This is a genomic window from Streptomyces sp. DH41, assembly GCF_029813785.1.
Lineage (GTDB): Bacteria > Actinomycetota > Actinomycetes > Streptomycetales > Streptomycetaceae > Streptomyces.
The window spans coordinates 151,532-174,719 of the sequence record NZ_JARVKY010000002.1 but is presented as its reverse complement, the minus strand read 5'-3'; the positions used below and the strand labels follow the sequence as shown (position 1 = coordinate 174,719).

The 23,188-nt window shown below is 72.7% G+C and carries 17 protein-coding genes; 10 read left to right on the top strand and 7 right to left on the bottom strand.

The features are described 5' to 3' along the window. The first annotated feature begins 316 nt into the window (after positions 1 to 316). Complete coding sequence (locus QC283_RS03945) at positions 317 to 1,099, top strand: ferritin-like domain-containing protein (protein ID WP_279559913.1); 783 nt, start codon at positions 317 to 319, stop codon at positions 1,097 to 1,099. Between the two features lie 123 nt (positions 1,100 to 1,222). Here QC283_RS03945 and QC283_RS03940 read toward each other — a convergent pair whose 3' ends face one another. The 4 genes from QC283_RS03940 to QC283_RS03925 form a co-directional block, all read right to left on the bottom strand. Further along, complete coding sequence (locus tag QC283_RS03940) at positions 1,223 to 1,492, bottom strand: hypothetical protein (protein ID WP_279559912.1); 270 nt, start codon at positions 1,490 to 1,492, stop codon at positions 1,223 to 1,225. A gap of 205 nt (positions 1,493 to 1,697) precedes the next feature. After that, positions 1,698 to 1,925, bottom strand: coding sequence for a DUF3107 domain-containing protein (locus QC283_RS03935; protein WP_279559911.1), 228 nt, complete (start codon positions 1,923 to 1,925; stop codon positions 1,698 to 1,700). 167 nt (positions 1,926 to 2,092) lie between these two features. Beyond that, positions 2,093 to 2,734: a TetR/AcrR family transcriptional regulator gene (locus QC283_RS03930; RefSeq protein WP_279559910.1), complete on the bottom strand. Its 642-nt coding sequence runs from the start codon at positions 2,732 to 2,734 to the stop codon at positions 2,093 to 2,095. Positions 2,735 to 2,939: 205 nt separating this feature from the next. Next, the gene (locus QC283_RS03925) at positions 2,940 to 3,161 is read right to left on the bottom strand and encodes a hypothetical protein (RefSeq protein ID WP_279559909.1); all 222 of its coding nucleotides are present in this window, start codon (positions 3,159 to 3,161) and stop codon (positions 2,940 to 2,942) included. Between the two features lie 249 nt (positions 3,162 to 3,410). Between QC283_RS03925 and QC283_RS03920 the strand changes: the two genes are divergently transcribed. The 7 genes from QC283_RS03920 (at position 3,411) to moeZ (ending at position 12,441) form a co-directional block, all read left to right on the top strand. After that, positions 3,411 to 4,433 carry an alpha/beta fold hydrolase gene (locus QC283_RS03920; RefSeq protein WP_279559908.1) on the top strand — a complete coding sequence of 341 codons (1,023 nt, stop codon included), beginning with the start codon at positions 3,411 to 3,413 and terminating at the stop codon, positions 4,431 to 4,433. 8 nt (positions 4,434 to 4,441) lie between these two features. Then, a complete protein-coding gene (locus QC283_RS03915) occupies positions 4,442 to 6,094 on the top strand; it encodes a DUF3152 domain-containing protein (RefSeq protein ID WP_279559907.1) in 1,653 nt (550 codons plus the stop codon). A 214-nt stretch (positions 6,095 to 6,308) separates the two neighbouring features. After that, positions 6,309 to 8,021 (top strand): DUF3492 domain-containing protein, encoded by a 1,713-nt coding sequence (locus QC283_RS03910; RefSeq protein WP_279559906.1) that lies wholly within the window; start codon positions 6,309 to 6,311, stop codon positions 8,019 to 8,021. Further along, positions 8,018 to 9,304: a hypothetical protein gene (locus QC283_RS03905; protein ID WP_279559905.1), complete on the top strand. Its 1,287-nt coding sequence runs from the start codon at positions 8,018 to 8,020 to the stop codon at positions 9,302 to 9,304. Before QC283_RS03910 ends, QC283_RS03905 begins: the two co-directional genes overlap by 4 nt. Before the next feature lie 99 nt (positions 9,305 to 9,403). Beyond that, positions 9,404 to 10,462: an NAD-dependent epimerase/dehydratase family protein gene (locus QC283_RS03900; protein WP_279559904.1), complete on the top strand. Its 1,059-nt coding sequence runs from the start codon at positions 9,404 to 9,406 to the stop codon at positions 10,460 to 10,462. Further along, complete coding sequence (locus QC283_RS03895; RefSeq protein ID WP_279559903.1) at positions 10,450 to 11,199, top strand: spherulation-specific family 4 protein; 750 nt, start codon at positions 10,450 to 10,452, stop codon at positions 11,197 to 11,199. The genes QC283_RS03900 and QC283_RS03895 overlap by 13 nt, the downstream gene beginning before the upstream one ends. 63 nt (positions 11,200 to 11,262) lie before the next feature. Beyond that, positions 11,263 to 12,441, top strand: a complete 1,179-nt coding sequence (moeZ, locus tag QC283_RS03890; protein ID WP_279559902.1) for an adenylyltransferase/sulfurtransferase MoeZ — start codon at positions 11,263 to 11,265, stop codon at positions 12,439 to 12,441. A 71-nt stretch (positions 12,442 to 12,512) separates the two neighbouring features. Here the strand turns inward: moeZ and QC283_RS03885 are convergent, their stop codons facing one another. From QC283_RS03885 to QC283_RS03875, 3 genes are all read right to left on the bottom strand, one after another. Continuing rightward, on the bottom strand, positions 12,513 to 14,057 hold the full coding sequence (locus tag QC283_RS03885) for an alpha/beta hydrolase (RefSeq protein WP_279559901.1): 1,545 nt from the start codon (positions 14,055 to 14,057) through the stop codon (positions 12,513 to 12,515). Between the two features lie 154 nt (positions 14,058 to 14,211). After that, a complete protein-coding gene (locus tag QC283_RS03880) occupies positions 14,212 to 15,762 on the bottom strand; it encodes an alpha/beta hydrolase (RefSeq protein ID WP_279559900.1) in 1,551 nt (516 codons plus the stop codon). Between the two features lie 233 nt (positions 15,763 to 15,995). Continuing rightward, complete coding sequence (locus QC283_RS03875; RefSeq protein ID WP_279559899.1) at positions 15,996 to 18,782, bottom strand: lysylphosphatidylglycerol synthase transmembrane domain-containing protein; 2,787 nt, start codon at positions 18,780 to 18,782, stop codon at positions 15,996 to 15,998. 185 nt (positions 18,783 to 18,967) lie between these two features. Here QC283_RS03875 and QC283_RS03870 point away from each other — a divergent pair, with 185 nt between their 5' ends. Together QC283_RS03870 and QC283_RS03865 are read left to right on the top strand one after the other, a co-directional pair. After that, on the top strand, positions 18,968 to 19,354 hold the full coding sequence (locus tag QC283_RS03870; RefSeq protein ID WP_279559898.1) for an MGMT family protein: 387 nt from the start codon (positions 18,968 to 18,970) through the stop codon (positions 19,352 to 19,354). 257 nt (positions 19,355 to 19,611) lie between these two features. Then, on the top strand, positions 19,612 to 23,124 hold the full coding sequence (locus QC283_RS03865; protein WP_279559897.1) for an ATP-dependent helicase: 3,513 nt from the start codon (positions 19,612 to 19,614) through the stop codon (positions 23,122 to 23,124). The last annotated feature ends 64 nt before the right edge of the window (positions 23,125 to 23,188 follow it).

The following is a 23,188-nucleotide window of genomic DNA, read 5'->3' as shown; positions in this document are numbered from 1 at the left end:
GACACGGGACCTCTGTCGACGCTCCAGCGCTCGTACCACTGAGGGTCCCCCTCCGGATTCCGTACGCAGTGTGGCGTACGGCAGGGAGGGCTGTCGGGTCGGAGCCGATCGGGCCACCGACCGGGCATCCTCATGCGTGCGGCCCGACGACGATGTCACGTACCCGTACGTCACATACTCGGCAGGCGCATTACCACCATACCCCGGATTCGCGCACACGCGTTGGCCGGTTTGGTCACGTAGTCGTCGTCACACTGATTGACCAGGGCCGACCGGAGACCTTTCGGCAGGCGACGGGCGGGCTATTGTGCGCTGCATGACGAGCTCGGACAAGCCTGGCCACGCCGCAGACGCCCCCGCCGAAACCACCGGAGCCACCGGAGCCAACGAAACCACTGGAGTCGCTGTAGTCGCCGACCGGGACTGGGCGTCGGCAGCGGCCGACCCGCAGTACCGCGCCGCGGTCGTGGACCTGCTCGGCGCGCTCGCCTACGGCGAACTGGCGGCGTTCGAGCGGCTCGCGGAGGATGCCAAGCTGGCGCCCACCCTCGCGGACAAGGCGGAGCTGGCGAAGATGGCGTCCGCGGAGTTCCACCACTTCGAGCGGCTGCGCGACCGGCTCGCCGAGATCGGTGAGGAGCCGACGGAGGCGATGGAGCCGTTCGTGGCCGCCTACGACGGCTTCCACAAGCAGACGGACCCCTCCGACTGGCTGGAGGGGCTCGTCAAGGCCTACGTCGGCGACTCCATCGCCAGTGACTTCTACCGCGAGGTCGCGGCCCGCCTCGACGCGGACACCCGCGAGCTGGTGCTGGCCGTGCTCGACGACACCGGGCACGCCGGATTCGCCGTGGAGAAGGTGCGTGCGGCGATCGACGCGGACCCGCGTGTGGGCGGGCGGCTCGCTCTGTGGGCGCGGCGGTTGATGGGGGAGGCGCTCTCGCAGTCCCAGCGGGTGGTGGCCGACCGGGACGCGCTGTCGACGATGCTGGTGGGCGGTGTGGCGGACGGCTTCGACCTCGCCGAGGTCGGCAGGATGTTCTCCCGGATCACCGAGGCGCACACCAAGCGGATGGCGGCGCTGGGACTGGCGGCCTGAGCACGGTCAGGGGCGAGCCGCGAACGGGTGCTGTTCCACGACGTGGTCCGTCCCATGACGTGGTCCGTCGCTCACTTCGCCACGCTCATCTCGGGCGTGGGTGCCACCAGGCGCGGCGGCCGCTCAGGCGGTCGCCGATCGGCCACGGAGTCTTCCCGCGGGGCGCAGCAGCAGCGACAGTGAGGCCGCGGAGAGGGCTGCCGAGCCCAGGAGGACCAGCAGGAGACCGCCGGCGCCCAGCGCGGTGTGTGTGACGAACGCCCCGAAGAGTGCCCCGGCGATCCCCGTCGGCAGGACCAGGACGCGGGCCGGCAGACGGTGCGGCAGCCGGTGGACGGCGGCCCATGCCAGGGCGAGGCCCAGGATCGCGGCGCTGAGCACTTCCAAGAGCATGTCGGGGTCCCTCCCACATGGCCGGCCTGCCCGAAACGGTCACAGCCGTCATACCCCTGACCTGCGGAATGCAACCCTCCCACTGTGGGTGAACTGTGCCCCGAGTGTGACTGCGCTCCGCGTGTGAACGGAAGACGGGAGGGGCCCGGCGGCTGGTCGCCGCCGGGCCCCTCCCGATCTTCGTCCGTCGTCCTGCTTCCGCCGGCTACAGCGCGCCGAAGCCCACCTTGCGCGGGGCGGGTTCGCCGATCTCGACGTAGGCGAGCCGGTCGGCCGGCACCAGGACCTTGCGGCCGTGTTCGTCCACGAGACTCAGCAGCGCCGACTTGCCGGCGAGTGCCTCGGCCACCACACGCTCGACCTCCTCGGCACTCTGACCGCTCTCCAGAACGATCTCGCGGGGCGCGTGCTGCACGCCGATCTTGACCTCCACGGCTATGTCCCTCCGACGGTCAGTGAAGTGCGCGATCTTCCGCGCCGTACCCAGCACACATTAGCCCGGTGAGGGGACGTACACGCTGCGCCGGAGCACGCCAGGAGCGAACAGCCGACGGAACGGAGCCGCCGTACGCCCGTCGCGGCCCCGGCACACCCTGACGGTCAGTGCTGCTCGCTGCCGTGCAGCGGGAAGCCGGCGATGCCCCGCCAGGCCAGGGAGGTCAGCAACTGGACCGCCTGGTCGCGCGGCACGCTGCGGTCGCTGTGCAGCCAGGAGCGGGCCACCACCTGGGCGAGGCCGCCCAGACCGGAGGCCAGCAGCATCGACTCGGCGCGCGAGAGGCCGGTGTCCTCGGCGATGACGTCACAGATCGCCTCGGCGCACTCGTTCGTGACCTTGTCGACACGCTGGCGTACGGCGGGCTCGTTGGTCAGGTCCGACTCGAAGACCAGGCGGAAGGCGCCACCGTCGTCCTCGACGTACGCGAAGTAGGCGTCCATCGTCGCGCGGACGCGCTGCTTGTTGTCGGTCGTCGACGCGAGCGCGCTCCGTACGGACTGGATCAGGGACTCGCAGTGCTGGTCCAGCAGGGCGAGGTAGAGGTCGAGCTTGCCCGGGAAGTGCTGGTAGAGCACCGGCTTGCTCACGCCGGCGCGCTCGGCGATGTCGTCCATCGCGGCCGCGTGGTACCCCTGGGCCACGAACACTTCCTGTGCGGCGCCCAGCAACTGGTTGCGTCGGGCTCGGCGGGGAAGGCGTGTGCCCCGCGGGCGTACCGCCTCTGTCTGCTCGATGGCTGTCACGCCGCCTCCCATGTTCGTCCTCGTGCGGTGTGCGCCGCGTCGCCATCGTACTTTTCGGTAACCGTGGTGTGTGCGCTGCGAGCGTAGAATTTCACGGACCGGACGGTGGCGAAAGCCGCACAACAGGTTTCAAAAGGGTTCAGGTCGGGCAGAAATCGACCTCCGCTCTGCTCGGCGAGTTTCCGTCGCCTTCTGGCGCCCCGTCTCAGCGGTAGTCGTCCTCGTCGTGCGAGACGACCCGGGCCTGCTCCGCCAGGTCGGCCTCGTTGGCGCGGTCCGGTTCGATGCCGGTCAGCGGATCGTCGCGCTCCGGCGCGATGTCCGCCTGCTGCTCGGCGGCGTCGGCGGCGGGTGCCTCGACGTCGAATTCCTCCGGTTCCTGGGCCTCGTCGTCGAAGGTCTCGGGGTCGGTCGGGTCGACGGTCATGCTGGGCTCCCTTCCTACGAACGTCCCTGAAGATGCAGGGGCCACACGCGGGTGCCCACTCCACGAGCCTAGGAGACACCCGATCCGGACGCCATGCGTCGGCTCGCCCCCGCCCGTGCGCTGTCCCGTGTGTGTCGCGGCCCGTCCCCCTGTGCTGTGGGCATCCGTACCCGGCTGCCCACGCGCCGTACCGGCGCTTGTGACGGCGAACACATGAACCACTGCGTGATCGTCTCGTAACATTGCCGCATGCCTTCGACCGATCCGCCGTCCGTGCCGCCCGCCAACGTGCTGCCGAAGGTCGCAGCCGTCAAGGTCGCGGACGGCGAGCGGCTCAGGTCGGTACACGTGCCCGGCGCCACCCTGACGGTGCGCTCGAGGCCACCGGCCCGAGCGGGACTGCCGCCGGCGCTCTACGTCCACGGCCTCGGCGGCTCCTCGCAGAACTGGTCGGCGCTGATGCCGCTGCTGGACGGCCTCGTCGCCAGTGAGGCCGTCGACCTGCCGGGCTTCGGCGACTCCCCGCCGCCGGACGACGGCGACTACTCGATCACTGGTCACGCGCGCTCGGTCATCCGCTACCTCGACGCGGCCGGGCACGGCCCCGTGCACCTCTTCGGCAACTCGCTCGGCGGCGCCGTCGTCACCCGCGTGGCAGCGGCCCGGCCCGACCTGGTGCGGACGCTGACCCTCGTGTCGCCCGCGCTGCCGGAGATCCGTGTGCAGCGCAGCGCCGTGCCGACGGGGCTGCTGGCGTTGCCGGGGGTGGTGTCGCTGTTCACCCGGCTCACCCGGGAGTGGACCGCGGAGCAGCGGGTCCGCGGCGTGACGGCGCTCTGCTACGGCGACCCGGGGAGGGTGTCGCCGGAAGGCTTCCGCAACGCCGTGGAGGAGATGGAGCGGCGGCTGCGACTGCCGTACTTCTGGGACGCGATGGCCCGCTCCGCGCGCGGAATCGTCGACGCGTACACGCTGGGCGGCCAGCACGGACTGTGGCGGCAGGCCGAACGGGTTCTCGCACCGACGCTGCTGGTCTACGGTGGACGGGACCAACTCGTCGGATACCGCATGGCCCAGCGGGCTGCCCGCGCCTTCCGTGACTCCCGGCTGCTGACCCTGCCGGACGCGGGACACGTGGCGATGATGGAATATCCGGAGACCGTGGCCACGGCGTTCCGTGAACTCCTCGCGGACACCGGGGACCCGGTGACCGACGAGAGAACCGAAGAGGCCGTCGACGACGAGCCCGCCAACCAGAGCACAGGAGGCTGAGGCGCGACGTGGGACGCCACAGCCGCCGCGGGCCCGCCCCCAAGGCCGACGCCGCGGACACCGCCGCGGCGCGGGAGGACCGGCACGGCCTGCTGGGCCGCCGCCGGGCACCCGGTCCTCCGGCGGGGGAGCAGGCACCACCGGAGAGTGGAACGCCCGGCGCGACGCCCGGCCCTCAGGGACCTGAAGCCCCCCGAGGCTCCCGAGGCCCGCAAGCCCCTCAGAGAAGCGCGGGCCCGGGCCCGCGCTTCCCGGACGGGACACCGGCCCAGGGGTTTCCGAGGGTCGCGGACGGCACCCCGGCGCACGGTTTTCCGCGAGTGGCGGACGGTACGCCGAGCCGCGGTGTCCCCAGGTTTCCCGACGGCACCCCGGCGCACGGTGTGCCGCGTGCCCGCGGTGGCCATCCCGAGCAGCGTGAACCCGGCGGCGGCTGGGGCGAGCTGAGCGGGCGGACCGGTTCCGGGCCCGGCGCTCCGGCCGGGCCGCGCGCGGGGGGCCCCTCGCCTTCCGCTCCTCCTTCGCCCCCCTCCCATCCTTCGCACTCGGGGCCTCCCGGCCGGTCCGCGAGGCCCGGCCCGCCCTTCCCGCGGCAGCGGCAGCCGGAATCGGGAGCGCCGCGGCAGGAGTACCTGGACGCCTTCGGCGGGCACGACGACGTCTTCACGGCCCCTTCCCCGCGCCGTGCCCCCCTCTCCCCGCAGCCCGCCGACCCGTACTCCTCCGTGACCGACTGGAGCGCCACCGACTGGAGCGCCACCGACAGGGGCGGCGGCATCGCGGGTGGCGGCGGCATCGCGTCCGGCGCCGATTTCGACGACGCGTCGCCCACAGGTGAGCCCGCACCGGTCAAGGGCGGCAAGGGCAGGACCTTCACCGGCATCGCCGCGGCCGCCGTCACCACCGTGCTGGCGGTCGTCGTGGCCGGTCAGGTCGCCGACGGGGCGGACGGCGACGGCGCGCGTTCGCAGTCCGCCGCAGACCAGGCCCGCGACGTCGATGACTCCGCGTCGCGGAGGGACGGACGGCCGACGCCCTCCCCGTCGGAGACGGCGGCGCCGCTGACGTACGAGCAGAAGATGGAGAAGCTGTACCCGCTGAGCGCCACGCTCGAGGGTTCGGGGAAGTTCGACGCGATCCCCGGCATCGCCAAGGGGTCTGGCAAGGGGCAGCGGTACACCTACCGCGTGGACGTGGAACAAGGACTCGGCCTCGACGGAGAACTCTTCGCCGAGGCGGTGCGCAAGACGCTCAACGACGACCGGAGCTGGGCCCACAACGGCGCCCGCACCTTCGAGCGCATCCATTCCGGGAAGCCCGACTTCGTGATCACCCTGGCCAGCCCCGGCACCACCGCGGTCTGGTGCGCCAAGTCCGGCCTGGACACCACCGAGGACAACGTGTCCTGCGACTCGGCCGCCACCGAGCGCGTGATGATCAACGCCTACCGGTGGGCACAGGGCGCGGAAGCGTACGGCGACGACATCCACGGGTACCGGCAGATGCTGATCAACCACGAGATCGGCCACCGCATCGGCTTCAACCACGTCACCTGCGACAAGGACGGCGAACTCGCCCCGGTCATGCAGCAGCAGACCAAGTTCGTCGACCATGACGGAATCGACTGCCGCCCCAACCCCTGGGCCTACCCCAACAGCTGACCGCGAGGCATGGCCGTCGCGTCACACGTGGTGATGGCGTGATCCCTTAGCGCGACGGAACGCGCCCCGCACGAGAAAGTTACGCCCGTTCACCCCTTTTGGTGGCGCGACGGACAACCGTCCATCGCGCCACCGCCTTGTCCGCATACGTTCGTCCCGCTGCGAGCCGCCGGGCCAACGACGGCTCCCCAAACGGGAGATCGGGGGTGCGCGCGTGCGCATCGGACTGCTTACGGAGGGTGGTTATCCGTATGTGAGCGCTGAGGCCGGGCTCTGGTGCGACCGGCTTGTGCGCGGGCTCGAACAGCACGAGTTCGACGTCTACGCGCTCAGCCGCGGCGAGCGCCAGGAGGCCGAGGGGTGGGTCCCGCTGCCGCCGCAGGTCAGCCGGGTACGCACCGCGTCGCCGTGGGACGCCGTCGATGACGGGGTCGCCCACGGACGGCGCGCTCGCCGGCGCTTCGCCGAGTCCTACGGCGAACTGGCCGCGGCCCTGTGCGCGACGGCCCCCGGAGACCCGTCCGGGTTCTCCGAGGAGGCGTCGGCCGTTGAGGCGGACCGTTTCGCCAGCGCGCTGTACGGGCTCGCCGAACTCGCCCGCGACGAGGGCGGACTGCCCGGCGCGCTGCGCTCGGAGACCGCCGTACGCGCCCTGGAACGCGCCTGTCGTGCGCCCGGCGCCCACCGCTCCGCGCACGAGGCGCGCGTCCCCGATCTGCTCGCGGTCGCCGCACGCCTCGAACGCGCCCTGCGCCCCCTGTCGCTCGACTGGTACGAGGACGACGGCCTCGGCGCGGTCGACCTGTGCCACGCCGCCTCCGGGGGCGCGGCGGCGCTTGTGGGCCTGCTCGCCCGGCACTTCTGCGACGTGCCCCTGCTGGTGACCGAATACGGGGTACGGCTGCGGACGCACTACCTCACGGAGCCCGACTCGACACCCGCGATACGGTCCCTGCTGGCCGCCTTCCACGGCCGGCTGGCCGCCGAGACCTACCGGCGCGCGGCCGTGATCACGCCCGGCAACGCGCACGCGCGCCGGTGGCAGGAGCGCTGCGGTGCCGACCGCGCCAAACTCCGCACCGTCCACCCGGGCATGGACCCGGCCCCCTTCGCCGAGACGGGGGAGGCGCCGGAGTGCGCCGACCCGCACACCCTCGTCTGGACAGGCCGCGTCGAGCCCGCCAAGGACCTGGTCTCGCTGCTCCACGCCTTCGCGGAGATCCGCAAGGAGGTGCCGGGGGCGCGCCTTAGGATCGCCGGTGGCCCCTCGGGTCCCGAAGGCGCGGCCTACCTCGCCCACTGCAAGGGCCTGGCCGCCCAGCTGTTCCCCGACGAAGCCGACGGTCCGCACGCCGTCGGCCGCAATCCGGTGTCCTTCGAGGAGACCGGCGGTCCGGGACTGCCGTCCCGCGCCGACGTGTATGCCTCGGGCGCCCTGGTGGTCCTCTCCAGTGTCGTCGAGGGATTCCCGGTCGGCCTGGTCGAGGCCATGCTCTCCGGTCGCGCGACGGTGTCCACGGACGTCGGCGCGGTGGTGGAGGCCATCGGTGGCACCGGGCTCGTAGTGCCCCCGCGCAATCCCCGGGCGCTCGCCGAGGCGTGCGTCGCACTGTTGCGGGACCCCGAGCGCCGTGCGCGCCTGGGTGCCGCCGCGCGCGCCCGCGCACTGGAGCTGTTCACCGTCGAGCAGAATGTCGCGGCATTTCACGGCATTTACCTGGAGATCCTTTCGAGGACGCCCGTACGTCGCGTCGTCCTCGACGGCACCGGCGAGCCCCTGCCGTTCGCCGTTCCCGCCGAGGCGCACGTTCCCGGCCGCTGGGCCGACCCCGCGACTCGGGTCGTGGCTCGGGGCGGCCCCCGCTGGGCGACGGACGCCCCCGTCCGGGCCACGACCCCGGTCACCGCGACCGAGGCGGCCCGATGAGCGGCCTCGACGACCTGGACCGTCCCGAGACCCCGGGCGGCAACGCGGCTGCCGTCGGCAAGGTGGCCACTGTCGGCAAGGCGGCCTCATTCGGCAAGGCGGCTACTGTCGGCAAGGCGGCCTCACTCGGCAAGGCGGCTACTGTCGGCAACGCGGCCGAGCACGGTGGAGCGGGCGTCGCCGGTGATCGGCCGTCGTCCGCTGCTCGCCGCGCCGCAGCGGATCCGGTGAAGGCCCTGCTCCACCGGCACCGCGCCCTGTGCGAACGCGCCGTGGACCCGCTGGAGATCGCCGCGGGCCTGGAGGCGCACGGTGTCACCGACCGGACCGCCGCACGCTTCCGCCACCGGGACGTCTTCTCCCTCGCGGAGGAGATGTACGCCCGCGTCCCGCGCGACGCCGACGCCTCCCCTGGCCCCACGGACCAGCCGGCCCCCCGGGGCCACACCACCTGGATCCTCCTCGCCCTGCTGCCCGGCACGCTGTGCGCCACCGCCGTGGCCGGCCTGCGCCTCACCGACGGCCGACCGCGCCTGATCGCGGCCGTCGTCGGCGTCCTCGCGGTGACCCTGGCCCTGCGCGCGGCCCTGCGCCGGGGCCCGTTGAGCGCCGCGGCACGCGTCACCGGCGTCTGGACCTGCTGGCTCGTCGGCTACGCCCTTTTCGGTGACGGACTGCTCCACGCCGCGCTCGCCGGCGGCCCGGACGGCCTGCCCGACGGCACCGCCGACGGACCGTGGCCCGTCTCAGTCGCTCCTGTACTGGCCCTCGCCCTGGCCTGCGCGCCCGCGGCCGGAATCACCCACCTCTTCACCGTGCGAGCCCGCCGCAAACTGGCGGCCAGCCGGGGCCTGTCCGACTTCTCCGCCTCCGTACGCCCCCTTCTGCTGGGCACGTTCGCCCTCTTCATGGGCGTCCTGACAGCCCTGGTCGCGCTGACCGGCGCGGTCCTCGGGGAGCCCGCCGCTCACCCCCAGGCACTCACCCTGGGCGCCCTGCTCATGCTCGCCCGTCTGCTCACCGTGCATGGCTGTACCCGCGCCCCCACGCTGATCCTCGCCGCTTCGGCCGCCGCCCAGGCGGCCGCCCTGGCCACGCTCTTCGCCTGCCGCCTCCCCGGCTGCGGCTTCCTGGCCGCCCCCGTGGAGGCCGTGATCGCCGCCTGCGGCCCGGCCGGCGTTCCGACGGCGGTCTGCGGCATCGGTGCCCTGACCCTCCTGGCCCACGCGGCTCGCCGCCTGACCAGGGCCTCGGCCCACGCGTCGACGGAGCGGTCGCCATGACCGCGCCCCCGGGCAGCCCCCACCCGTCTACCCCACCCTCTGAAGGAGCCCCCAGATGACCACCTCCCGACCCGACGCCTCGGCACCGGGAGCCGCCCGATGAGAGTCCTGCTGATCGGAGCCAACGGCTACATCGGCCGCTTCGTCGCCGACCGTCTGCTCGCGGACCCGGCCGTCCAGCTCACCGCTCTCGGCCGTGGCGACGACGCCGACGTGCGCTTCGACCTCGCCACCGGCAGCCCCGGCGCCCTCACCCGCTTCCTCGACGCGGTCCACCCCGGCGTCGTCGTCAACTGCGCCGGTGCCACCCGGGGCGGCGCCCGCGAACTCACCCGGCACAACACCGTCGCCGTCGCCACCGTCTGCGAGGCCCTGCGCCGCAGCGGCTGCGGCGCCCGCCTGGTGCAGGTCGGCTGCAGCGCGGAGTACGGCCCCAGCCAGCCCGGCTCCTCCACCGCGGAGGACGCCGTGCCCCGCCCCGGCGGTCCCTACGGCGTCAGCAAACTCGCCGCGACCGAACTGGTCCTCGGCGCCGGTCTCGACGCCGTCGTCCTCCGCGTCTTCTCGCCCGCCGGCCCAGGCACCCCCGCCGGCTCACCGCTGGGCCGCCTCGCCGAGGCCATGCGCCGCGCGATGCAGTCCGGCGACGGCGAACTCCGGCTCGGCGGCCTCGGCGCCCAGCGCGACTTCATCGACGTCCGCGACGTCGCCCGCGCCGTCCACGCCGCCTCGCTCTCGGCGGCCCAGGGCGTCATCAACATCGGCTCCGGCCGCGCCGTGCGCCTTCGCGACGCCGCCGCCACCCTCGCCCGCGTCGCCGGCTACGGCGGCGCACTGCACGAACTCGACGGACCGCCCGGCGCACTGCGGCCCACCATCGGCCACCCCCGGACCGAATCCGTCGGCCACCGCGTCGACTCCCTCGGCCACCACCGCACCGACGGCCTCGGCCACCACCGCCCGGACCCCCTCGGGCACCGCGGCGACCGCGCCGACGCCGAGCACGCGCCCCCGGCCGCCCACCCCTACCCGGACGGCTGCGGCAGCTGGCAGCAGGCCGACGTGCGCACCGCGCGCGACCGGCTCGGCTGGCGGCCCCGGATCGGCCTCGAAGAGTCCCTCGCCGATATCTGGATGGAGGCGGCATGCCGTATCTGACCGGCACCGCGGCGGGCGCCGCGAGCACCGACGTCCGCACCGGTCTCGGTGTCCCGGGGCTGGCCCACCCCCTCGTCGCCCCCGCCGAGTGGGCCGACCTCACCTGTCCGGGCACACCCCTGCACTGGGTCGTCCTCAACGTCGCCGACGGCCCCGGTGCCCATCCCGACCCGCGCTGCCTGGAGGCCGCCGGCCACCTGCGCAACGCGGGCGTCCGCGTCCTCGGCCACCTCGACGCCGCTCACGGGGCACGGAGCTTCGGCGCACTGATCTCCGACGCGCACCGGTACCTCGACTGGTACCGGGTCGACGGCTTCGTCCTCGGCCGCTGCCCGTCCGAACGTGCGGACCTTCCCGAGGTCCGTCGCACCGTCACCACTCTCCGGGTGATCCGTGACGACGCCCACATCGTCCTCGGCCATGGCACCCACCCCCACCCCGGGTATGCCGAGAACGCCGACCAACTCGTCACCTTCTCGGGCTCCTGGAGCGACTACCGCTGGTCCCAGGCGGCCGAGTGGAGCGCCGACCATCCGCCCGAGCGCTTCTGCCACTTCGTCCACGGCGTCCCCCGCGGGCACCTGGAGGAGGCGCTGCGCATCGCCCGCTGGCAGGGCGCCGGCACGATCTACTTCACCGACCGTACGGACCGGGGCGGCCGAGTCGACCCCTGGGAGACGATGCCCGGCTACTGGGACGAGATTGTCTCGCGAGTCGGGACGGGTGTCTCGGAATGAAAAAGGCCGTGGCAGTGTTACGAGCAGAACAACCGTAATCACTGACCGACCAACGGAGTCCCCGTGTCGCTGCCACCCCTGGTCGAGCCGGCCCCCGAGCTCACCGTAGACGAGGTCCGCAGGTACTCCCGCCACCTGATCATCCCCGACGTGGGGATGGACGGGCAGAAGCGGCTGAAGAACGCGAAGGTGCTCGCCGTGGGCGCGGGCGGTCTCGGCTCGCCGGCCCTGATGTACATGGCGGCAGCCGGTGTCGGCACGCTCGGCATCGTGGAGTTCGACGAGGTCGACGAGTCGAACCTGCAGCGGCAGGTCATCCACAGCCAGTCCGACATCGGCCGCTCCAAGGCCGAGTCCGCCCGCGACACCATCAAGGGCATCAACCCGTACGTGGACGTGGTCCTTCACCAGGAGCGGCTCGAGGCCGACAACGTGATGGACATCTTCAGCCAGTACGACCTGATCGTCGACGGCACGGACAACTTCGCGACCCGCTACCTGGTCAACGACGCCTGCGTGCTGCTGAACAAGCCCTACGTCTGGGGCTCGATCTACCGATTCGACGGCCAGGCCTCCGTCTTCTGGTCCGAGCACGGTCCCTGCTACCGCTGCCTCTACCCGGAGCCCCCGCCCCCCGGCATGGTCCCCTCCTGCGCCGAGGGCGGCGTCCTGGGTGTGCTGTGCGCGTCCATCGGCTCCATCCAGACCAACGAGGCCATCAAGCTCCTCGCGGGCATCGGCGAGCCGCTGGTCGGCCGCCTGATGATCTACGACGCCCTGGAGATGCAGTACCGCCAGGTCAAGGTCCGCAAGGACCCCGACTGCGCGGTCTGCGGTGAGAACCCGACCGTCACCGAGCTCATCGACTACGAGGCCTTCTGCGGCGTCGTGTCCGAGGAGGCCCAGGCGGCGGCGGCCGACTCCACGATCACTCCCAAGCAGCTCAAGGAGTGGATCGACGACGGCGAGAGCATCGAGCTCATCGACGTCCGAGAGCCGAACGAGTTCGAGATCGTCTCCATTCCGGGCGCCCGGCTGATCCCGAAGAACGAGTTCCTCATGGGCTCGGCCCTGGAGAGCCTCCCGCAGGACAAGAAGATCGTCTTGAACTGCAAGACGGGTGTCCGCAGTGCGGAAGTCCTGGCGGTCCTGAAGTCCGCCGGCTTCTCGGACGCCGTCCACGTCGGCGGCGGCGTGATCGGCTGGGTCAACCAGATCGAGCCGGAGAAGCCCGTCTACTGACCAGGCCTCGGCCCCGCTTCCCGGACGGCGGGGGTTTCGCGCACCGCGGGTGCCCGAAACCCCCGCCGCCGTCATGAGCAGACCTTGCCGTCCTCGGGCACCGTCCCCTTCAGCAGGTAGGCGTCCACCGCGGAGTCGACACAGTCGCTCCCGCTCCCGTACGCCCCGTGCCCCTCGCCCTTCCAAGTGAGCATCACACCGACGTCCTTGCCCAGCTCGTCCGCCATCCTGCGGGCACCTTCGTAGGGCGTGGCCGGGTCGCCGGTGTTGCCGACCACCAGGATCGGAGCCGCGCCGGGAGCGCTCACCTCCGGGGTCTGGTGCTGACCGGCCACCGGCCATTCGTGGCACCACCCGGCCGTGTCCCAGCCGAGGAAGGCCCCGAACACGGGTGAGACCTTCTCGAACCTCGGCAGCAGCTTCCTCGTCTCCTCCAGGGTCGGCCGCTGCTTGTCGTCCAGGCACGAAATGACCCGCTGGGAGTGGGTCGTCGTGCCGTAGCGCCCCGAGGGGTCACGCTCGTTGTAGCCGTCCGCGAGCGCCAGCAGCTCCGAGCCGTCGCCCTCCTCGGCCGCCGCCAGCGCGCTGGTCAGGGCCGGCCACCCGTCCTTGCTGTAGAGCGGCAGCACGATGCCGGTGAGCGCCAGTGTCTGCGTCAGCTTCCGCCCGGGCGACGACGTCGGCAGTGGCTCCGCGTCGAGCCGCTCCAGCAGGTCCGCGATCTCCCGCGATCCCTGTTCCGGGTCCTTGCCGGTGGATTCCAGGTAGTCGTCCAGCGCGCGCTGGAAGCCCCTGGCCTGGTTCTCGGCGTGGCCCATCGTGTCGGCGCTCGGGTCCACGACCGCGTCGAGGATCACGCGCCCCACGCGCTGGGGGAACAGGTGGGCGTAGACGCCACCGAGCTCGGTGCCGTAGGAGATGCCGAAGTAGTGCGTCTTCTCGTCGCCCAGCACATGCCGCATCAGGTCCATGTCGCGGGCGGTGTCCGTGGTCGAGACGTGCGCCATCAGCTTTCCGGCGGCCTTCTCGCAGCCCTTGCCGAAGTCGGAGGCGTCCTTCAGGTACGCCTGTTCCTCGGTCGCGGTGTCCGGCGTGGAGTCCACCGACTCGGCGTCCTCGATCGCCTCGTCGCCGCGGCAGCGGATGCCCTCGCTGGCGGCCACTCCGCGCGGGTCCCAGCTCACCAGGTCGTACCGCTCGTGCAGGGAGGAGACGGTGCCGGCGTAGGAGGGCATCATGGAGACGCCCGAGCCGCCGGGGCCGCCGAAGTTGAACAGCAGGGAGCCGATGCGCTCGTCGCCGGTGGCCTTGGCGCGGATCAGCGCGAGGTCGATCGTCTCGCCGCCCGGCTCGGCCCAGTCGAGCGGCGCCTCGAGCGTGGCGCACTGCCAGTCGCCGTCCGGGGCGGGGGAGTCGGCGGTGCCCTTGCAGCGGTCCCAGTCGAGCGTCTGGGAGGCCAGCGACTCGGGCACCCCGGAGGGTGCCGCCGCCGACGGCCGCCCGCTGCCCGTCCTCCCGGCGTCCTTGTCCTCACCGGACGAGCCGCTGCTGCAGCCTGCCGTAGTCAGCAGTGCGGCGGCGGCCGTCAGAGCCGTCCACCGTACGAGACGCGCCATGTGCTCTCCCCCCTCGCAAGCCGTCCGCGCCGTGCGGCGGAAGGCGGTCATGCCATGGTAGGCGGATCACGTAAAGCCCGCCGAGCCCTGTGGATAACGCTCTGACCTGTGGGTTCGGTCGAGCTGTGGAGTTGTCGGAGGGGACGGGGGAGGGTCAGGAACAGACGGTTCCGGCTGCCGGTACCTTCCCGTCCAGCAGGTAGCCGTGCACCGCGTCCCGCACGCATTCGTTCTTGCTGTCGTAGGCACCGTGCCCCTGGCCCTTGTAGGTCAGCTCCACACCGACGCCCTTCCCCAGCGCGGCCGCCATCCTCCCCGCGCCCTCGTAGGGCGTCGCCGGGTCGCCGGTGTTGCCGATCACCAGGATCGGCGGAGCGCCCGGCGCGCGGACGTCGGGATGGTCGGCGGCACCGGGGACCGGCCAGTCGGCGCAGCTGAGCATGGACCAGGCGAGGTAGTCCCCGAACAGCGCGGAGGCGTCCCTGAACTCCGGCAGCCTGCGCTCCACGTACGCGGGGTCGTACCGCGGCTTGTCGTCGGCGCAGTTGATGGCGACGTTGGCCGCGGTGATGTTGCTGTACTGGCCGTTCTCGTTACGCCCGTTCAACGCGTCCGACAGCACCATGAGAACCCTGCCGTCACCGTCGTACGCCTGCTCCAGGCCTTCGGTGAGGTACTCCCAGAAGTCCTTCGAGTACAGCGACTGCGCGATGCCCCCGGTCGCGGCGGTCTGGGTCAGCTCGCGAGGGAAGACGCCGGGGATCGGTGTGCGGTCGAGGTCTTTCAGGAGCCGCGCGATACGGTCCTTGACGTTCTGGGCGCTGTCCCCGACGGGGCAGTCCTCGACCTTCGACACACAGTCCTCGGCGAAGTTGTCGAGCGCGAGCTGGAAGCCCTTCGCCTGCGCGAGCGAGCCCTCCTCCGGCGTCTGCGTCGGGTCGACGACCGCGTCGAAGACGGCCCGGCCCACCTTGTCGGGGAACAGGTGGGCGTAGACGCCGCCGAGTTCGGTGCCGTAGGAGACGCCGAAGTAACGCAGCTTGTCGTCGCCCAGTACCTGGCGCATCAGATCCATGTCGCGGGCCGCGTCGGTGGTGCGCACGTGCGGCAGGATCCTCTTCGAGTTCTTCTCGCAGGCCGCGTTGAACTCCTCGGTGTTGTCCAGCAACTCGGTGCGCTCGGCCGCGTCGTCGGGGGTGGCGTCCTGCTGGAAGTAGGTGTCGAGCCGCTTGTCGTCCAGGCACTCCACGGGGGCGCTGCGGCCGACGCCGCGCGGGTCGAAGCTGACCAGGTCGTAGCGGGTGCGCAGTTTCGCGTAGTCCTGGCCGAAGGCGGGCAGCGTGGTGACACCCGATCCGCCGGGGCCGCCGAAGTTGAAGAGGAGTGAGCCGATCCGCCGGTCCGCCTCCCCGCTGGCCTCGGCCCGGATCAGCGCCAGGCCGATCGTGTCGCCCTCGGGGTCGTCCCAGTCGAGCGGCGCCTTCATGGTGGCGCACTGCCACTCGTCGCCGTCCGGCAGCGGTGACGGGGCCGCGCCGCCGCCTTCGGCCTCGGACGGCGCCGGGCAGTCCTTCCATCCGAGCTTCTGAGCCGTCAGGTCCTCGTCGCCGCCGGAGTCGTCGCTGCAGCCGGTCAGCAGAGCGGACATGGCTACGGCGGTCGCGGCGGCCAGGGCGGCGGCGCGCAGCCGGAAGGAGTTCGGCATGTGACCATCGTGCGGGCGCGCGGGGCCGTGCGCTCGGGGCAGGGGCCGTACGAGGTACGGGGCTAGCAGCCGCCGGGACGTACGCGCGCGGGGCGACGCGTACGGACCCACGCGCGCGAGGCGGTGCGTACGGACCCACGCGCGCGAGGCGGTGCGTACGGACCCACGCGCGCGCGAGGCGACGCGTACGGGGCAACCTCGGTGTATGAGGCTGACCCCGGCGTACGACGTCGTTACAGCGCTTCTTTCCGTGTCAGGTGGTTGAAGACCAACCATCCCGGCAGCACCGGCAGCCACAGCGTGAGCAGCCGGTACAGCAGCACCGCGGGGGCGGCGACCTCCTTGGGCAGGCCGACGGCGATCAGGCCGACCGTCAGGGTCGCCTCCACCGCGCCCACACCACCCGGGGTCGGCGCCGCCGATCCCAGCGCGTTGCCGGCGAGGAAGACGACCGCGACGCTCGCCAGGCTGATCGACGTCGACTCGTCGCCGAAGGCGCGGATCGAAGCGTCCAGGCACATCACGAAGCATGCGGTGAGCAGCAGCATGCCGCCGATGCCGGTGACCAGCTTCTGCGGTCGTTGCAGCACGTCCAGCATGCGCGGCACGACACCGGCGAAGAGCGACCGCACGCGCGTGACGACGAATTTCCGCAGGAACGGCACCGACGTCACCACGAGCACGAGCACCGCCACCGTCAGCAGACCCGCGATGACCGTCCGGGACGGCGACAACGACGGTGTCTTCTCGGTGCCGGTCAGATAGCCGAAGGACAGCAGCATCAGGATGTGACAGCCGAGACCGAACAGCTGCGACGCGCCGACACTCGCCACCGCGAGCCCCGGCCGTACTCCCGCGCGCTGCAGGAAGCGGGTGTTCAGGGCGACGCCGCCGACCGCCGCGGGGGCGACGATCTTCACGAACGATCCGGCGACCTGCGCGGCCACGGTTCGCAGGAACGGCACCTTCTCGGGCACGAACCCCAGCAGGGCCATTGCCGCAGCGACATAACTCGCCGCCGAGAACAGCACCGCCGCGGCCACCCAGCCCCACTGGGCGTTCGAGATCAGCGGCCCGAACTCGATGTGGGTGAGCTGCGTCAGCAGGAAGTAGGCGCCGATCGCACCCGCGATGAAGCTGATCAGCGTGCGCGGTCGCACTCGCTCCAGGCGGGCCGGCTCGACGGGAGCCTGCGGTCGGATCCGCAGCACCGCGTGCCGGATCTGCGTGAGCAGGTCCTCCTCGCGCGCCTCCTCCAACGCCTCGTCCACGGCCCGCTTCTCCGCCCGCTGCTCGGCGCGTACGGCCTTCTTGTCGGGCTTCTCGGGCTTCTCGGGCTTGTCGGGCTTCTCGGCTGGCTCGGGTGCGGGGCCTGTGTCCTCGCCCGCGGCCGCCTCCGAGCGGGCCAGCTTGGCCTGCCGGGACGACTCCAGGACCGCCTCCCGCTCGCGCTCGGCCCGCTCCCGGGCCAGCTTGCGCAGCGTCGCGCGCGTGGAGCGGCTGAGCGCGATGGGCTGGAGCATCGGCAGGCAGTCCGCCACGGCGTCGGGGCCGAGCACCTCTACCGCCGAGGCGACCGCGCGTTCGGCGCCCACCCGCAGGCCCAGCGTCACCAGGAGCTGGGAGATGTCCATGCGCAGCAGCAGGTCACCGGCGGCGATCTCGCCGATGCGCAGGTCGGTGAGGATCACCGTGCCGGAACGATCCACCAGGATCGCGTCGCCCACCAGCCGGCGGTGCGCGATGCGCCGGGACTGCAGGGCCTGTACCTGCTCCCAGGTGCCGCGCAGCAGGTCGTCGGTGATCTCCTCGTCCGGCAGCGAGTCGAGAGTGCGCCCGCCGGTGTGCTCGTAGACGAGCATCACGGCGTCGGGGCCCAGCTCGGACGTCGCGATCAGCTTGGGGGCGTTGGCGCCGGCCCCGATCGCGGCGTAGGCGAGCAGCGCCTCCTGCTCCAGGGCCTGCCGCAGTGACGGGAGGCTGCTGCGGGTGGCGAAGCCGCGCAGCGTCAGATTGCGCCACGCGCGATAGAAGAAGCCCTGCGCCTGCTGCTCCCGGTCCACCACCGTCACGTCCAGCGGCCGGCCGTCCTCCAGGGTGACGAAGTAGCGGCGGCCGCGGTCACCGGTCTCCGCTGTGTCCGACGGCGCCTCCTCGCGGGCGGCGGTCACCGGGCGGAAGCCGACGTGCCGCAGTCCCGCCATCAGCGTCTGCCCGGTGGGGCGGACGTTGGGGGAGCCGACCGCGTACAGCGTTCCGTAGGCGACGGACCAGCCGATGAGTACCGTCAGGATGATCGAGAACGGCGTCGTGTAGCCGGTGACCAGCATCGAGAAGGCGTCGAGGAGCAGCACGATCCACAGCACCGCGCGCCAGCGGGGCCTGCGCGACATGCCGACGGCCGTCATGTAGGCGATGACCGGCGCCAGGTAGCCGTGCACTGGGTCGGTGAGAGCGTGGAGGTCGCCCGGCGACGGCTGGGTGAGCGCCTCCTGGATGGAGCCGGGGGCGGCCTTGGCGACCCACAGGTCGGTGGCGAGGGTCACGCCGTGCGCCAGGACCGCCGCCAGTACGCCGTCGGCGATCCGCAGGCCGTCCCGTTTGATCAGCCGCTCGATCGCGAACGCGACCGGCACCAGAAGGATCGCGATGCTGGAGGCCAGCCCCGCGATCTTGATCAGCAGGTCGGGCGCCTGCCCGGTGCCCTTGCTGATGTCCTGTTCGAGGCCCGAGGTGGTGCCGTGCGCGAAGGCGGCGATGGCGAGCAGAACGGCGACGGCGAGCACACCCACCAGGAGCCGCATCAGGTCGGACGGACGGTGCACGCGCGCGGGGAGCAGCGGTTCGTCGCCCTCCACCTCGTCGATGTGCGCGACGTCGTCGGGGTCGGCGGCGGTCGCCGTCCTGCCCGCGGCCGCCTGTCGGGTGGCCTTGTCGCCGTTTCCGTCCGCGGTGTCCGGGCGCGACGAAGAGTCAGAGGTGCCTTCGGCGTCCCCGGGGTGCGCACCCTGCTGCTTCATCGCCTCTTCTTGCTCTCGTATCACTGGTCACCGCCCGCACGATGGTGGCATGCCGCGTCGGCATCGGCGGGCATCAGGGTGCCTGTGCGGGCCGCACAGTCTGCCCGAAGCGCCGTTTCCGGGCGAGCCACGCGCACCGTCGGAAGCGCGTCGCGTTGTCGGTGGGGTGGGGCAGGATGGGTCGGATGAGCGAGCAGAGCTTTCCGGACGACGCGCGCCCGGAGTACGCGGACGCGCTGCCGGAGTATGCCGAGCGGGTCCTCGACGTGACCGAACTGATCCCGCCGGGCCGCGTCATGACGTATGGGGACATCGCCGAGTACCTGGGCGAGGGGGGACCCCGCCAGGTCGGACGGGTGATGTCCCTCTACGGGGGAGGCGTTCCGTGGTGGCGCGTCGTCCGCGCGGACGGCGCTCTCCTCGCCGGCCAGGAGCTGGAGGCGCTCGACCGCTACCGGGAAGAGGGCACCCCCTTGAAGGAGGCGAGCAGAGCCGCGGAGGGCCATCTGCCCCGCCTCGACCTGAAGCGGGCGCGGTGGGACGGCGGCGAACGCGCGCAGGATCACACCTGACAGCTTCCGCCATCGGGCCGACCGACGTGTGACCCGTACTCCGTATGAGGAAAAAGGGACACTTCGGGTACGTCCGTGACATGACGTACGTTCGTGGGGCGGGGGACACCGGCGCCACGCGTGACCCGAGGGAAGAAGAGGAAGCCCTGCTTCCGCCCTATTCGTCGGCGTAGCGTCGGCCGCACGTGTCCCCCTCACCCCGCGGCCCCCGCAGCGCGGACGGCCCACCAGCACACCCACCAGGACCGGCGAACCACGTGAGCTCCTTCTCCTCCACCAGACACCCGTCGCACCCCCAGGCGCGACGGGGGAGCCGTGGCGCTTACCGACTGGTGCGTACCCCGCCGGAGCGAATGGATCCCCCTCGTCTGGACGCCGCGCAACGCGCCGTGGTTGACCACGGGACCGGACCGCTGCTCGTCCTCGCGGGCCCGGGCACCGGCAAGACCACCACACTCGTCGAGTCCGTGGCGGACCGGATCGCCCGGGGCGGGGACCCCGAGCGCATCCTGGTGCTGACCTTCAGCCGCAAGGCGGCCCTCGAACTGCGCGACCGGATGGCGCTGCGCATGGGAGCCACCCGTGCTCCCCGGGCGACGACCTTTCACTCCTTCGGTTACGCCTTGGTCCGCGCCCACCAGGACAGCGACCTGTTCGTGGAACCCCTGCGGCTGCTGTCCGGCCCGGAGCAGGACGTGACGGTACGCGAGCTGCTCGCCGGGCAGGTCGACCTGGAGCGGCTCGGCCTGGCCCATGTGCGCTGGCCCGACGAGCTGCGCGCCTGCCTGACCACCCGGGGCTTCGCCGACGAGGTCCGCGCGGTCCTCGCCCGCAGCCGGGAACTGGGTCTCGGCCCGGACGCCCTGGGGGCCTTCGCCCGGCGCATCGGCCGCCCCGACTGGCGGGCCGCCGCCGTCTTCCTCGCCGAGTACCTCGACGTGCTCGACCTCCAGGGAGTGCTCGACTACGCGGAACTCGTCCACCGCGCGGTGCTCCTCGCCCGCCGCCCCGAGGTCGCCGCACACCTGGCCGCGCAGTACGACGCGGTCTACGTCGACGAGTACCAGGACACCGACCCGGCCCAGGTACGGCTGCTGCAGGCCCTGGCCGGGGGCGGGCGCTGCCTTGTCGCCTTCGGCGACCCCGACCAGTCGATCTACGCCTTCCGGGGCGCGGACGTGAACGGCATCCTCGACTTCCCCACCGCCTTCCCGCGCGCGGACGGCCGCCCGGCGCCGGTCGAGGTGCTGCGGACCTCACGCCGGTCCGGGGCCGCCCTGCTGGCCGCGACCCGGCTGGTGACCCAGCGCATGCCGCTGACCCGGCTCCCGGTCGGCAAGGTGCGTGCTCACCGTGAGCTCGCTCCGGTGCGGGACGGGGGGCGCGTCGAGGTGTTCACGTACCCGACGTCCGGCACCGAGCTGGACAACATCGCCGACATCCTGCGCAGGGCCCACCTGGAGGACGGTGTCCCCTGGGGCGACATGGCCGTCCTGGTGCGCGCCGGCTCACGCACCATTCCCACGGCCCGCCGGGCCCTCACCGCGGCCGGCGTTCCCCTGGACATCGACGGCGACGACCTTCCCCTGCGCCACGAGCCGGCGGTGGCGCCCTTGCTGACGGCACTGCGAGCGGTGGCGGAGGCGGAGGCGGGGGAGCGGTCCGCGACGGGCCCTGGCGATGTTGCGGAGGCGGAGGGGCGGTCCGCGACGGGCCCTGGCGCTGTTGCGGAGGCGGGGGAGCGGCTCGCGGCGAACCCCGACGCTGTTGCGGAGGGGCGGTCCGCGGCGGGCCCTGGTGATGTCCCGGAGGCGGAGGGCGGGGCGGCCGGCGATACGTCGGTGAAGCCCGCGCCCGGTGAACGCGCGGACCGCGCGGAGGGGCCGTGCTGGCTCCCTACCGAGACCGCCCTCACCCTGCTCACCTCTCCGCTCGCCGGCATGGACGCCGCCGACCTGCGCCGCCTCGGCCGTGCCCTGCGTGAGGAGGAGCGCGCCGCGGGCGACCCGCTGCCGCCGCCCTCGGACGAACTGCTCGCACGGGCGCTGGCCGAGCCGGAGCGGCTGGCGGTGCACGACCCCGCGTACGCGCGTGGCGCCCAGCGACTCGGCGCGCTGCTCCGCAAGGCCCGCGAGCGCCTGGCGGGCGGCGGCAGCGCCGAGGAGGCGCTGTGGGACCTGTGGGAGGGCACGCCGTGGCCCACCCGTCTGGAACGCTCCGCCCGGCGCGGCGGCGCGGCCGGCCGCAACGCCGACCGCGACCTCGACGCCGTGTGCGCGCTCTTCGCGACGGCCGCCCGCGCGGAGGAGCGCACCGGCGGCCGGGGTGCCCTGAACTTCCTGGAGGAGATCGACGCCGAGGACATCGCCGCCGACACCCTCACGCGGCGTGCCGCCCGCCCCGACGCCGTCCGCCTGATGACCGCCCACCGTTCCAAGGGGCTGGAATGGCGGCTGGTCGTCGTCGCGGGCGTCCAGGAGGGGCTGTGGCCGGACCTGCGCCGCCGCGGCTCCCTGCTGGAGGCCGACCGGATCGGCCGGGACGGCCTCGCCGAACCGCTCACGCCCGGCGCGCTGCTCGCCGAGGAGCGCCGCCTGTTCTACGTGGCAGCCACGCGCGCCCGGGAACGGCTCGTCGTGACCGCCGTGAAGGCGCCGGCCGACGACGGCGACCAGCCCTCCCGGTTCCTGACCGAACTCGGCGTCGAACCCGCCGACGTCACGGGCCGCCCGCGTCGCCCGCTGGCCGTCTCGGCGCTCGTCGCCGAGCTGCGCGCCACCACGGTCGATCCCCGCGTCTCCGAACCGCTGAGGGAGGCCGCCGCCCGCCGCCTGGCCCGCCTCGCCGCCCTCGCCGACGAGGACGGCCGCCCCCTGGTGCCGTCCGCCCACCCCTACCGGTGGTGGGGCATGTGGGACCCGACCGAGAGCAAGGTGCCCCTGCGCGACCGCGACCAGCCCGTCACGCTCTCCGGCAGCGCCCTGGACCAGCTGGCCAACACCTGCGCCCTGCAATGGTTCCTCGGCCGTGAGGTGAAGGCCGACGCGCCCGCGACCGCCGCCCAGGGCTTCGGCAACGTGGTGCACGTCCTCGCCGACGAGGTCGCCTCCGGGCACACCCCGGCCGACCTCGCCGTCCTCATGGAGCGCCTGGAATCGGTGTGGAACGCGCTCGCCTTCGACGCCCCGTGGAAGTCGGCGCAGGAGAAGGCCAACGCGCGCGTGGCGCTCGAACGCTTCCTGAAGTGGCACGTCATGGACCGCGCCGGACGCACACCGGTGGCCAGCGAGCACGACTTCGACGTGACCCTGGGCGCGGGCGACTACGAGGTGCGCATCCGTGGCCAGATGGACCGGGTCGAGACCGACGGCGACGGCCGCGCCTACGTCGTCGACTTCAAGACCGGCAAACAGGCGCCCACCTCCGCCGAGGTGGCCCGCCACCCCCAGCTCGCCGTCTACCAGCTCGCCGTCCGCGAGGGCGCCGTCGACGACGCCTTCGACGGCGCCCGCCCCGAACCGGGCGGCGCGGAACTCGTCCAGCTGAGGCAGGGCGCTCCCAAGCGGGACGGCGGCGAGAGCCTCCCCAAGGTGCAGGCACAGGACTCCCTGGAAGGGCCGGCGGGCGAGTGGGTCGGGGACCTGCTCGCCACGGCCGCCGGCAAGGTCCTCGACGAACGGTTCACGCCGACCGCGGGCCAGCACTGCGCCCACTGCGCCTTCCGCGCGTCGTGCAGCGCACGACCCGAGGGCCGGCACGTCGTGGAGTGACTGGCCAAAGCCGACCGGCCGCCCGGTGTGATGAGACGCACCACAGGTGCTGACCTGCGCCTTC